We start from the raw sequence: 13,651 nt of genomic DNA on the forward strand, positions 1-13,651 counted from the left end.
CGGGCGCCCCGCTGGCTCAGGTTAAAAGCGCGTTTGCAGCGCCAGTTCGAAGGTCCGCGGCGCCCCCAGGTACAGCTGGCTCGGCGCGGTGGTGCGGGCGTAGACCTGATCGGTGAGGTTGCGCACCCGCCCGGTGATCCGCGTATCGGCGTTCACCTGATAGCCGACAAAGGCACCGAAGATCGTGTAGGCCGGCGCGTAGCGGCTGTTGGCCGCATTGGCGTACATCGAAGACACGTAGCGGGCGTCGCTGCCCACCTGCCAGGACGGCGCCAGGTCATAGGTCAGCCACAGGTTGCCGACCTTGTCCGGGGTGTTGGTAGGCCTGTTGCCCTTGCGCGATACCGGGCGCCCGCCGACGTTTTCATAGAACTCGTCGTATTGGGCATCGACGTAGGCGAAGTTGCCTTCGGCCAGCAGCCTGGGCGTCACCCGCAGCGATGCCGCCAGTTCCACGCCCCGGGAAGACTGCTGCCCCACCGGTTGGCTGCTGCCGGGGTTGCTCGGGTCGGCGGTGGACAGGTTCTTGCGCTCGATGCGGTAGGCGGCCAGGGTCGCCGAGCCGCGGCCGTCGAGGAAATCGAACTTGCTGCCGACCTCCCACTGGTTGCCGGTGCTCAGGTCGAAGTCGCGCACCTGGCCATAGCTGGCGGTGGTCAGGATGCCCGCCGGCGGGTCGGCGGCGGTGCTGTATTGCACGTACACGTTGGCCGCCGGGGTCAGCTCGTAGACCAGCCCCAGGCGCCCGGTGGTCGGGCGGTATTTACGCTGGAAGAACGCCGGGTTGGCCTCGGTGACGGCGCGGTAGTTGGTCACCTGCAGGTCGATCTGGTCGTGGCGCAGGCCGCTGAGCAGGGACAGGCGCTCGCTCAGTTGCAGGCGGTTTTCCAGGAACAGGGCCCAGGTGTCCACCTGGTTGCGGCGGTTCTTGTCGAAGCCGCGCTGCATGCCGGGCAAGTCCCAGAAGCTGCCCGGGTCGAAATCGCCCGGATCAACGCCGGGCAGTGAGCCCGACACCGAGCGCGGGAAGTTGCTCATCACGTTGTGGCTGTAGTCGATGCCCGCCGACCATTGGCTGTCCAGGCCGAACAGCGTGTTGTGATGCAGCAGCTCGAAGCGGTTGCCATTGAGTTCCTGGGCGTGGCGCTGGAGCAGGATGCCGGAACGCACCACCTGGCTGTTGTCGCTGTTGTAGGCGTAGGTCTCCAGGTTGCGGTATTCGCGGTCGGCGTTGTAGTGGTACAGGGTGTTGCGCAGCGAAGTACGGTCATCGACCTGATAGTCGATGATCGAGCGCAACCACTGCACCCGCTGTTCGTAACGCCCATCACGGACGTTGTAGTTCTCGAAGCGCCGGCTCTTGTCCACCTCCATCTTGCCCCCCAACGGGTTCAGCGCCGGGGTGCCCCAGTAGGGGCTGTCGACGCGCTCGTCCTGGTACTCGTAGGCCAGGGTGTGGGACAGCTGGTCGTTGAAATCCGTCAGCAGGGAGAAGGCCGTGGTCCAGGCGTCGCGCTGTTCACGGTCGACATAACCGTTGCTGGTGGTGTGGCTGAGGTCCAGGCGCGCGTAATGCCGCGGGCCGGCCCCCTCGTTCAGCGCGTGGTTGAAGCCGAAGGAGGTTTCAGTGCTGTCGTAGGAGCCATAGCTGACCCGCCCTTCATTGAACGATTCGGTGCGCGACGGCAGCTTGGTGATGTAGTTGATCGAACCGCCCACCGCGCCGGCGCCGTAGAGAAAGCTCGACGGCCCGCCGACGGCCTCGACCCGGTCGTAGATCCAGCTGTCCACCGGGCGCGCGGCGATGGAGTCGTACTGCACGCTGATGCCATTGAACAATTGGGTGATCTGCGCCCCGGAGAAGCCGCGATAGGACACGAAGCCCGGCACCCCGGGGGACGAGGCCGCGTTCATCCCCGGCACGCTGGCCAGGATGTCCTGGGTATTGGCGGCGCCGCGCTGCTCGATCTGCTGGCGGTTGACCACACTGACCGAAGCCGGGGTTTCCCGGGGCGTCAGGCCCAGGCGCGAGCCGGTGCTGCCCTGGGTATCGAGTTGCAGGCCGACCTTGCGTTCTTCGTCGGTGCTGATGCGCATCTGCGGCAACTCCAGCGGGGAGTCGGCCAGGGCATTGAACGACAGGGCGCAGCACAGCGCCGCGCAGTGGGGGGAGCGATTGAGGTGTTTCATGGACTCGGACTCGAAAAAAAATCATCGAACAGCGTCCGGCAGCAGTCGCCGGAGCGACCGTGCAGCTAGTGCCGGAGGACGAGAAAGCGCGACCGCCGATGACGGTCGCCGGAGCGAGTCAGCCCAGAGGAGGTGCCCGGGGATTGAGCGCAGGCCAGCAAGAACGCGGCGGCGCCTTGCTGCGCTGCTCGCCCCCCAGCCGTGGCGGGCGTTGGCGGCGCAGCATCCAGCCCAGGCAAAACAGCAGCGCGATGCCCAGGCTCACGGCCGAGCACAATGGGCACATGAACGTGCTCAACCCACCGGCGGCGGCCTGATCGCTGAAGTCGCCGTCCAGGGCCGGGCCCGGGTTGCCCATGGCGGAACAGAATTGCCCGCCGACGCCATTGAGCTCCAGCCCGGCCATCTGCCCGTGGCCCAGGCCACAGACGAACACGTTGAACAGCACGCAGAAATACAGCGTCCAGGCAATGTGGGGGCGATGGGGGGAGGCATGGGTCATGGCGGCAAGATTAACAGTGAAAAAAGCGGCGGAAAATCACCCATGCAGGGCAAGCGAGACTCATGGGCCTGCCAGCGGTGAGGTTGTGGCGAGCTTTATAGCCGACTCCCGAAGAGTGCAGTGTCGGACCAGAACTAAAAAGAAAGCGCATCGCCTCACCTTCAAAGCAGCTCCCAGCCCATGCGGTCCCTGTAGCCGCCGCAGGCTGCGAACGACTGCGAAGCAGGCGCCGCTCTTGAGAGCGCTGAAGGTCCTGCGGCCCTTGTCGCAGCCTCGCAAGCTCGGCAGCGGCTACAAGCAGCGTCACCCTTCATCCTTATCGCCAGGCTATGTGCCCCAGCGCACAGACAACCCTCGCCTCTGCCCGGCAACCTCAAGGTTGCAGATTTTTGCCTGACACGCTCGTCGCGACGGTGCCTCGATTTGACCGCACGCCCCGCTCCCGGCCCTCCCTCGCACCCCGTGCCGAGGGACGGCTCTGTTATGCCAAGGAAAACATGGACAGTCATTGGACCCACGCATTCCTGAGGTTCTGGCGGCTGCCCGCCGCCCGATACGGCCAATGGAAGGCCTCGCGCAACAGCGTCGAATACCAGGCGCCGCTGCGCTCGGAGCTGTTCAGCACTGAACAGATGGCCCGCCACGGCACCCTGCTGGCGCAACAGCATCGCCTGAGCCCGAGCCGCACCCCGGACTGGCTGCTGGCCCGCCTGGCGGACAACGCCAGCGCCCTGGCCAGTTGCTGCAAGAGCCTGACCGCCGCCACCCACGCCTCACCCCGGGCCACCCCCGCCGCGGAATGGCTGCTGGACAACTACTACCTGCTGGAAGAACAGATCCGCATCACCCGCACCCACCTGCCCCGGGGCTACAGCCGGCAGTTGCCGCGCCTGGCCAACGGCCAGTCTGCGGGCCTGCCGCGGGTCTATGACATCGCCCTGGAAACCATTTCCCACGGCGACGGCCGGGTCGACACCGACAGCCTGGGGCGCTTCGTCGACAGCTACCAGAGCGTCACCCCGCTGATGCTCGGCGAGCTATGGGCAATCCCCATCATGCTGCGCCTGGCCCTGATCGAGAACCTGCGCCGGGTGGCCTTCCGGGTCATGGCCAACTGGAGCGAGCGCAACCTGGCCAACGACTGGGCCGACCGCCTGATGGAAACCGCCGAGCAGGACGCCAAGAGCGTGGTGCTGGCGGTGGCCGACATGGCCCGCTCGGCACCGCCCATGACCGCCGCCTTCGTCGCCGAGCTGGCGCGTCGCCTGCAAGGACAGAACGCGGCCCTGGTGCTGCCCCTGGCCTGGATCGAGCAACTGCTGGGGGAAACCGGGCTGAACATCGAGCGCCTGGTGCAGCTCGACGCCCAGCAGCAGGCCGCCGACCAGGTCTCCATCAGCAACAGCATCTCCAGCTTGCGCCTGCTCTCGGCCAGCAACTGGCGCGAGTTCGTCGAGCTGATGAGCCGGGTCGAACAGGTACTGGAACAGGACCCCGCGGGGGTCTACCGACGCATGGATTTCGCCACCCGCGACCATTACCGCCATGTGCTCGAACGCCTGGCCCGGCACTGCCGCCACAGTGAAGAACAGGTGGCCCGCCAGTGCATCGAGCTGGCCCGCGCCCAGTACCGCGCCGAGGCGCCGGAAGCCGTGGCCGGCCACGTCGGTCACTACCTGATCGGCGCTGGCCGGCGCACCCTGGAACAGCAGATCGGCGCCCGAGTCCCCCTGGCTGAACGTGGCCGCCGCCTGCTGACCCAGGCGCCCCTGGGCTTTTTCCTGGTGCCGGTGATCCTGCTCTCGGCCCTGTTCGCCTGGCCCTTCCTCAGTGCCCTGTATCAGGAAGCGACTTCCGGCCACTACTGGCTGGGGCTGTTGGCGGTGCCGGCGCTGCTGCTCGCCAGCCGGCTGGCCATCGGCCTGATCAACGGCCTGGTGACCCTGACCGTGGCCCCCGGCATCCTGCCGCGCCTGGACTACAGCGAAGGCATTGCTCCCCGAGCCCGGACCCTGGTGGCAGTGCCCTGCCTGATCGGCTGCACGGCGGATGTCGAGGAGCTGGTGGAAGGGCTGGAAGTGCGCTTCCTGGCCAACCGCGACGCCCAGCTGTATTTCGCCCTGCTCAGCGACTTTCTCGACGCCCCCAGCGAAACCCTGGACGCCGATGCCGGCCTGCTGATGCTGGCCCGGCAACGGATCGAGGCGCTGAACCTGAAGTACCCCGAAGAAGCCGTGGAGCGCTTCTACCTGCTGCACCGGCCACGCCTGTGGAACCCGGCGGAACATTGCTGGATGGGCCACGAACGCAAGCGCGGCAAGCTCGAAGACCTCAATGCCCTGCTGCGCGGCCGGGGTCGGGAGCGTTTTTCGCTGATCGTCGGCGATATCCAGGCACTGCCTGAAATCACCTACGTGATCACCCTGGACAGCGACACCCAGTTGCCCCGGGACGTGGCCCAGCAATGCGTGGGGGCCATGGACCATCCCCTGAACCGGCCCCTGGCCGACCCGTTGAGCGGGCGCATCGTCAGCGGCTACGGGATTCTCCAGCCGCGGGTCGGCATCAGCCTGTCGAGCACCGCCCGTTCGGCCTATGCCCGGCTGTTCGCCAGCGACGCCGGGATCGACCCCTATACCCGCGCCGTATCGGACGTCTATCAGGACCTGTTCCAGGAAGGCTCCTTCGTCGGCAAGGGCATCTATGCCGTAGACACCTTCGAGCAGACCCTGGGCGGGCGCTTCGCCGACAACCGGATCCTCAGCCATGACCTGATCGAGGGCTGCTACGCCCGCTCCGGGCTGCTCAGCGATGTGCAGCTGTTCGAGGAATACCCGGCCCGCTACAGCGCCGACGTCAAGCGCCGCCAGCGCTGGATCCGCGGTGACTGGCAACTGCTGCCGTGGCTCCTGCCCTGGTCGCCCAAGGCCGGTGGAGGCCTGGAAAGCAATCGCCTGAGCCCCCTGGCGCGCTGGAAGATCCTCGACAACCTGCGCCGCAGCCTGGAGCCCATGGCCCTGCTGGGCATGCTGCTGTGGGGCTGGCTGGGGGCCACCCACCCCGTGGCCTGGACCCTGGCGGTGCTGATTCTGCTGCTGGTGCTGCCACTGTCGGCGGCCTTTCGCGAGCTGCTGGAAAAGACCCCGGATGTACCCCTGCAACAACATCTGGTGGCCGCCTTGGGCACAGCCGGCCAGCACCTGTCCCGGGCGCTGCTGCCCCTGGCCTGGCTGCCCCATGAGGTGGCCTACAGCCTGGGTGCCCTGGGCCGCGCGCTATGGCGCATGAGCATCAGCAAGGAGTATCGCCTGCAATGGCAACCGTCCCGGGAAGCCGAACGCGGCCCCGATGACAGCCTGCTGGAGCTCTACCGGCGGATGTGGGTCGGCCCGGCCCTGGCGTTGCTCCTGGCCGGGCTGTCGTGGCCGCGCCCACAGTTGCTGGTGGCCGTGCCCCTGCTGCTGGCCTGGCTGGCCGGCCCGGCCCTGGCCTGGTGGCTGAGCCGCCCCGCCAGCCAGGTGGCCTTCGTGCCCAACACGGGCCAGCGGCGTTTCCTGCAGAGCCTGGCCCGCCGCACCTGGGCCTTTTTCGACCAGTACGTCGGCCCCCAGGACAACTGGCTGGCCCCGGACAACCTGCAGGAGCAACCCCAGCAGCGGGTAGCCCATCGCACGTCCCCCACCAACCTGGGCCTGGCCCTGCTGGCGCACCTGGCGGCCCATGACTTCGGCTACCTGAGCAGCAGCCGGCTGCTGCAGCGCCTGGAACGGATGCTCGCCAGCATGGGCCGGCTGGAGCGCTATCGCGGGCACTTCTACAACTGGTACGACACCCAGAGCCTGGAGCCCTTGCCACCGCGCTATGTGTCCACGGTAGACAGCGGCAACCTGGCCGGGATGCTGCTGACCCTGCGCCCGGGCTTGCAGGGCCTGAGGGACAGCCCGCCGTCCCCGGTGCAGATCGCCAACGGCCTGCTGGACTGCCTCGACGTGCTCCAGGACGCCCTCACCGCAGCGGGTCAGGACACCGCGGCCGTACTGCGCTGGCGCCTGGAAACCCGCGCCGTGCATGAACACCTGAGCCTGCATGCCGGGGTCAGCGCCGAGGGCCTGCTGGGCCTGTTGCAACGCATTGGCGAGAGCGCCGTCGACTCCCACGGCGAGGCATCCGATGACAGCGCCTTCTGGCACCAGGCGCTGACCGCGCAATGTCGCGACCTGCATGACGAATTGCTCTGGCGCACCCCACCGCCCATGGCCGACGGTCGCCGCTTCGGCCTCCTCAGTTGGCGCCAGCTGGCCGAGCTGGACACCGACTATTGGCTGCCCCGTCACCATGGGCGGATCGCCGCGCTACGGAAACTGGCGCTGGAACGCTGCACCGCGGTGAACCAGTTGCTGGAGCAGGTGACCGGCATGGCGCAGATGGATTTCGGCTTCCTCTACGACACCCGGCGCCATCTGCTGGTGATCGGCTACAACGCCGACGAGCACCGCCTGGATGCCGGCTACTACGACCTCTTGGCCTCGGAAGTGCGCCTGACCCATTTTGTCGCCATCGCCCAGGGGCAGTTGCCCCAGGAAAGCTGGTTTGCCCTCGGCCGCCTGCTCACCAGCAGCGCCGGTACCCCGGTGCTGCTGTCCTGGACCGGTTCGATGTTCGAATACCTGATGCCGATGCTGGTGATGCCCAGTTACCAGGGCACCCTGCTGGACCAGACCTGCCACGCCGCCGTGGCCCTGCAGATCGAGCACGGCCAGCAACTGGGCCTGCCGTGGGGCGTGTCCGAGTCGGGCTACAACACCATCGACAGCCAGTTCAACTACCAGTACCGGGCGTTCGGCGTGCCGGGGCTGGGGCTCAAGCGTGGCCTCGGCGCGGAACGGGTGGTGGCGCCCTACGCCAGCGTCCTGGCGCTGATGGTGGCGCCCCAGGCAGCCTGCCAGAACCTGCAGCGCCTGGCCCAGTTGGGCCTGCAGGGCCGCTTCGGCCTCTATGAAGCCGTGGACTACACCGAGTCGCGCCTGCCCCGGGGCCAGAACCATGCCGTGGTGCAATCGTTCATGGCCCACCACCAGGGCATGAGCCTGCTGTCCCTGGCATGGCTGCTGCTGGACCAGCCCATGCAGCGGCGCTTCGAATCCGACCCGCAGTTCCAGGCCATCGCCCTGCTGTTGCAGGAACGAGTGCCGAAAACCGCCGCCCAGTACCTGCATGCCGCCGGTGCCCCGGCGGCCGACGAAGCCGCCCGGGCCCACGAGAACAAACTGCGGGTGTTCGCCGACCCGGACCGCAAGCGCCCGGCGGTGCAACTGCTTTCCAACGGCCACTACCACGTCATGCTCAGCAGCGCCGGCGGCGGCTACAGCCGCTGCAACGAGCTGGCGGTGACCCGCTGGCACGAAGACCCGACCCGCGATCACTGGGGCCAGTTCTGCTACCTGCGGGACGTGGCCAGCGGCACGTTCTGGTCCGCCGCCTACCAGCCGACCCGAGGCCACCCTTCAAGCTTTGAGGCGATCTTCACCGACGCCCGGGCCGAATTCCGCGTGCGTGAACAGGACTTCGACAGCCACACGGAAATCGTCGTGTCCCCCGAAGACCCCATCGAGCTGCGCCGCCTGCACATCTGCAACCGCGCCCGGGTACGCCGCAGCATCGAGCTCACCAGCTACGCCGAAGTGGTGCTGGCCCCGGCTCCAAGCGATGCCGCCCACCCGGCCTTCAGCAACCTGTTCATCGAGACCGAGCTGCTGCCCGATTGGCAGGCCATCGTCTGCAGCCGCCGGCCACGTTCCCAGGAGCAGCCGGTGCCCTGGATGTGCCACCTGCTGGCGGCCCACGGCGTGGACATCGACGCGATTTCCTACGAAACCGACCGCGCGCGCTTTATCGGCCGTGGCCGCGACCTGGCCGCGCCCCAGGCCCTGGACCCACAGACCGAACGGCTCTCGGGCAGCGCCGGGCCGGTGCTCGACCCGATCGTGGCGATCCGCTGCCGGATCACCCTCGACCCCGGCCAGAGCGCCACCATCGACCTGGTGACCGGGGTCGCCGAAAGCCGTGAACACTGCCTGCAACTGATCCACAAATACCGCGACCGGCACCTGGCGGACCGGGTCTTCGACCTGGCCTGGACCCACAGCCAGGTGCTGTTGCGCCAGCTCAACGCATCCCTGGCCGAGGCCCGGCTGTTCCAGCAGATGGCGGCCTCGCTGCTCTACGCCAACGCCACCCTGCGCGCCGACAACAGCCTGCTGCAGGCCAACCGGCGCAGCCAGTCCGGGCTCTGGGGCCAGGGCATTTCCGGCGACCTGCCGATCGTCCTGCTGCAAGTGGGCGACCTGGCCAACATTGCCCTGGTGCAGCAGTTGATCAAGGCCCACGCCTACTGGCGGCAAAAAGGCCTGGCGGTGGACCTGGTGATCTGGAACGAGGACCAGGCGGGTTACCGCCAGCAGCTCCAGGACCTGATCATGGGCCTGGTGACCTCCGGCAGCGAAGCCAGCCTGATCGACCGCCCGGGGGCATCTTCGTGCGCCCGGCCCAGCAACTGTCCGGCGAGGACCGCACGCTGATGCTGGCGGTGGCGCGCCTGGTGGTCAGCGACAGCCGCGGCAGCCTCGCCGAACAAGTCCACCGGCGCCGCGCCGACCCTTCGCTGCCGCGCCTGGAAGCGCCCCTGGTACGCCTGCCACCACCCGCCAGCCGAGCCAGCACCGCTGCAGCGCCAGAGCTGATCCTGGAAACCCCCTACGGCGGTTTCAGCAGCGACGGCCGTGAATACCTGATCACCCTCAACCCCGGGCAGCCGACGCCCGCGCCCTGGGCCAACGTGCTCGCCAACCCGCTGTTCGGCACGGTGATTTCGGAAACCGGCGGCGCCTACAGCTGGCGTGAGAACGCCCACGAATACCGCCTCAGCCCGTGGCACGACGACCCGGTCAGTGACCCCAGCGGCGAGGCCCTGTACCTGCGCGACGAAGACAGCGGGCGGGTCTGGTCGCCCACTCCCCAGCCCTGCCCCGGAAGCGGCAGCTACCGCACCCGCCACGGCTTCGGCTACAGCGTCTTCGAGCATGAAGAGGACGGCATCCACAGCGAGCTCACGGTTTATGTGGCGCTGCAGGCGCCGATCAAGTTCTCGCGGCTTAAGATCCGCAACCTCAGCGGTCGGCCACGGCGCTTGTCGGCCACCTGCTATGTGGAATGGGTGCTGGGAGAGTCCCGCAGCCGCTCGGCCATGCACGTGGTCAGCGAAAGCGACCCGGTGAGCGGCGCACTGTTCGCCCGCAACCCCTACAACATGGAGTTTTCCGGGCACGTGGCGTTTCTCGATACGGACGCCGAGGTCAGCAGCTTCACCGGCGATCGCAGTGAGTTCATCGGCCGCAACGGCAGCCTCGCGGCGCCGGCAGCCTTGACTCGGGGGCGCCTGTCCGGGCGCTCCGGTGCCGGTTTCGACCCCTGCGCGGCGATGCAGGTGAGCCTGGAACTGGAGGACGGCCAGAGCCGGGAGGTGCTGTTCCGCCTGGGGCCGAAGTGGATGCCAAGGCCGCCACCCGCCGGGTCCTGCAGTACCGCGGCAGCCAGATGGCGCAGGCCGAGCTTGCGGCCGTGCACCAGCATTGGCAGCGCAGCCTCGGCGCGGTACAGGTGCGCACACCGGACCCGGCCATCGACGTCATGGCCAACGGCTGGCTGATGTACCAGACCATTGCCTGCCGCTTTTGGGCCCGCAGCGGTTTCTACCAGTCCGGCGGAGCCATCGGCTTTCGCGACCAGTTGCAGGACAGCATGGCGATGATCCACGCCGAGCCGGCCCTGGCCCGCGAGCACCTGTTGCTGTGCGCCGCCCACCAGTATCCCGAGGGCGACGTCCAGCACTGGTGGCACCCGCCACAGAATCGCGGGGTGCGCACCGGCTGCTCCGATGATTTCCTGTGGCTGCCCCTGGCCACCAGCCGCTATGTACAGATCACCGGCGACCACAGCGTGCTGGAGGTCGAAGTGGGTTACCTGGAAGGCCGCCTGCTCAATTCCGGGGAAGAGTCCTACTACGACCTGCCCCAGGCCAGCGGGCTGCGGGAAAGCCTCTACCTGCACTGCCGGCGCGCCATCGAGCACGGCCAGCGGCGCGGGGTCCACGGCTTGCCGCTAATGGGCACCGGGGACTGGAACGACGGCATGAACCGAGTCGGTGAACACGGCCTGGGGGAAAGCGTGTGGCTGGGCTTCTTCGGCCATGAAGTGCTGCAACGCTTTGCCGTCACCGCCGAGCAGCACCAGGACCCGGACTTCGCCCGGGAGTGCCGCGCCCAGGCCCTGGCCTTGCGCGCCGCCCTCGACAGCCAGGCCTGGGACGGCCAGTGGTATCGCCGCGCCTGGTTCGACGATGGCCAGATCCTGGGCAGCGCCAGCAACCAGGAGTGCCGCATCGACTCCATCGCCCAGAGCTGGTCGGTGCTGTCCGGCGCCGCCAGCGATGCCCGCCAGCACCAGGCCATGGCCTCCCTGGACCAGCACCTGGTGCGTCGCGACAGCGGCGTGGTGCTGCTGCTCGACCCACCGTTCGCCCACAGCTCCCTGGACCCGGGCTACATCAAGGGCTACGTGCCCGGGGTGCGGGAAAATGGCGGCCAGTACACTCATGCCGCGGTCTGGGCCAGCATGGCCTTCGCCCGCCTGGGGGACAGTGCCCGGGCCTGGGAGCTGCTGCACATGATCAACCCGGTAAGCCGGCGCAGTGCCGAACAGGTCGCCACCTACCGGGTCGAGCCCTACGTGATGGCCGCCGACGTCTATGGCGTGGCGCCCCACACCGGGCGCGGCGGCTGGAGCTGGTACACCGGTTCGGCGGGCTGGACTTACCGGCTGATCGTCGAGTCGCTGCTGGGCCTGCGCCGCGAAGGCCAGAGCCTGTACATCGAACCGGTGATCCCGGCGCATTGGCCGGGCTACAGCCTGGACTATCGGTTCGGCGAGACGCTCTACCGTATTGAAGTGCGGCAGAACCCCGGCGCCACCCTCAGCCTGAGCCTGGACGGCCGGCCACTGGTGGGGCTGGCCATACCGCTGCTGGATGACGGCAGTACGCGCCGGGTGCTGCTCACCTGGCCCGCCGCCCTGCCCGCGCAGGCCGGGCATACCCCAACAGCGACCCATACGGAGCCGGCACCATGACAGACACCCGGCCACACCCTGGACTACCCTGAGTGAGCGCTGACGCCTTGCCATCCGGTGGTTCTGAGATGTTCGACAACCTTGGGCACGGGCCCAATCACTTGCTCAATGCACTGCCGGCGGCGGTGCAGGAGCGCCTGCTGCCCCACCTCAAGCCGGTGGCCCTGAGCCTGGGCCAGGTGCTCTACGAGTCCGGGGACATACCGCGCCACGTGTACTTCCCCACCGATGCAGTGGTGTCGCTGCTGTACCTGATGGAGAACGGCGCCTCGGCGGAAATCGCCGTGGTGGGCAACGAAGGGCTGGTGGGGGTGGCCCTGGTCATGGGCGGCGAAAGCACCACCAGCCGGGCCATCGTGCAGAGCGCCGGGCACGCCTTGCGCCTGCCCGGCCAGCGCCTCAAGGACGAGTTCAACCGCCACGGCGAAATGCTCCTGCTGATGCTGCGCTACACCCAGTCGCTGATCACCCAGATGGCCCAGACCGCGGTGTGCAACCGCCACCACTCCATCGACCAGCAACTGTGCCGCTGGCTGCTGCTGTCTTTGGACCGGCTGCCGGGCAACCAGCTGGTGATGACCCAGGAACTGATCGCCAACATGCTCGGGGTGCGTCGCGAAGGCGTGACCGAAGCCGCGGGCAAACTGCAGCGCCAGGGCATCATCGAATACAGCCGCGGCCGGATCAATGTGCTTGACCGGCCGCGGCTGGAGCAGCACAGCTGCGAGTGCTATGGGGTGGTGCGCAAGGAAACCGAGCGCTTGCTGCCGTACCTGCCTGGCAGCAAGCGCGCCGATCCGGACTGAAACGGGCGTGGGTGTCAGGCCGCGCCAGACGCCTTCACCGCCAGGATGCTCCCCGGCATCGAGTACAAGGCGCGTTCGGTGGTGCTGCCGATCAAGCGGCCAAAGCCGGTGCGGTGCACGGTGCCCATGACCACCACGTCCACCAGGTATTCGTCGACGAACTGGGCGATGCCCGGCACCGGCGGGCCCATGATGAAGTGGCGGAATTCCTGGGGCACGTTGTGCTCATCCCCCAGGCGTTCGAATTCCTTGTGCAGGGAGTCGCGCAACTCGTCCAGGCAGTTGACGCTCCAGGCGGTGGACGCCACCGGCGCCACGCCATCGAGCATCGGCATCAGGTCGTAGGCGTACAGCAGGTGCAACTGGGCGTCGCATTGCAGGGCCAGGGCGTGGGCGGTCTGGATGATCTGCGTATTGAGCCCGCGGATCTGGGTGTCGGACTGGGCCGGGTCCACCGCGGCGACAATCCGCCGGGGCAGCTTGTGCGGCGCGTCGTTGACCAGGTGCACCGGCACCGGCGCCTCGCGCAGCAGGTGGCAATCCAGCGGGGTGACGAACACGCGCTTGAGGGCCGACTCCAGGGTCACGTCCTTGATCAGCAGGTCAGGCCGGAACTCGTCGATGTAGGCGAGCATGTCCTTGAGCACCTGGGTGCTCCAGATCACCTGGGTGGTGACCTGCACGCCCTCCTCGGCCATCCACTGCGCTTCCACCTGCAACCAGCGCTCGTGGCGCTGCAGGTAGGCTTCGCGCTCGCTGTCTTCCAGGTGTTCTTCCCACAGGTAGGTGCGCGCCGGCGGTTCGACGAACACCAGGGCGTGCAGCGCCGCGCCGCTGGCCCGGGCCAGGGCAACGGCACGGCGCGCCGCGGGGGATTGGTGCTGCTGTGGATCGGCGATCAGCAACAGACGCTGGTACTGGCTCATGGTGCTCCTCCTTGGGCGATACGTGAGCTTGAGTGTGGAATGCC

General features: G+C 67.9%; 4 protein-coding genes and 1 pseudogene. 2 read left to right on the forward strand and 3 right to left on the reverse strand.

Going from position 1 to position 13,651, the window contains the following annotated elements; genetic code table 11:
- Window positions 1-21: 21 nt before the first annotated feature.
- Together KI242_RS21220 and KI242_RS21225 are read right to left on the reverse strand one after the other, a co-directional pair.
- Window positions 22-2,190 carry a TonB-dependent receptor gene (locus KI242_RS21220; RefSeq protein WP_053159557.1) on the reverse strand — a complete coding sequence of 723 codons (2,169 nt, stop codon included), beginning with the start codon at window positions 2,188-2,190 and terminating at the stop codon, window positions 22-24.
- 118 nt (window positions 2,191-2,308) lie between these two features.
- Window positions 2,309-2,692: a DUF2946 family protein gene (locus tag KI242_RS21225; protein WP_053152829.1), complete on the reverse strand. Its 384-nt coding sequence runs from the start codon at window positions 2,690-2,692 to the stop codon at window positions 2,309-2,311.
- Between the two features lie 497 nt (window positions 2,693-3,189).
- On the opposite strand from KI242_RS21225, the pseudogene KI242_RS21230 reads away from it, so the two are divergent.
- Window positions 3,190-11,875, forward strand: a pseudogene (locus KI242_RS21230) (glucoamylase family protein).
- A 68-nt stretch (window positions 11,876-11,943) separates the two neighbouring features.
- Window positions 11,944-12,681, forward strand: a complete 738-nt coding sequence (locus KI242_RS21235; RefSeq protein WP_011062348.1) for a Crp/Fnr family transcriptional regulator — start codon at window positions 11,944-11,946, stop codon at window positions 12,679-12,681.
- 14 nt (window positions 12,682-12,695) lie between these two features.
- On the opposite strand, the gene KI242_RS21240 is transcribed toward KI242_RS21235, so the two are convergent.
- Window positions 12,696-13,607 (reverse strand): universal stress protein, encoded by a 912-nt coding sequence (locus tag KI242_RS21240; RefSeq protein ID WP_011062349.1) that lies wholly within the window; start codon window positions 13,605-13,607, stop codon window positions 12,696-12,698.
- Between the last annotated feature and the right edge of the window lie 44 nt (window positions 13,608-13,651).

Origin of the sequence: Pseudomonas sp. Eqa60, assembly GCF_018326405.1 — a bacterium.
Lineage (GTDB): Bacteria > Pseudomonadota > Gammaproteobacteria > Pseudomonadales > Pseudomonadaceae > Aquipseudomonas > Aquipseudomonas protegens.

Coding starts and splice junctions, on each gene's coding strand:
- KI242_RS21220 (WP_053159557.1), bottom strand. CDS start 2,190: ATGAAACACCTCAATCGCTCCCCCCACTGCGCGGCGCTGTGCTGCGCC.
- KI242_RS21225 (WP_053152829.1), bottom strand. CDS start 2,692: ATGACCCATGCCTCCCCCCATCGCCCCCACATTGCCTGGACGCTGTAT.
- KI242_RS21235 (WP_011062348.1), top strand. CDS start 11,944: ATGTTCGACAACCTTGGGCACGGGCCCAATCACTTGCTCAATGCACTG.
- KI242_RS21240 (WP_011062349.1), bottom strand. CDS start 13,607: ATGAGCCAGTACCAGCGTCTGTTGCTGATCGCCGATCCACAGCAGCAC.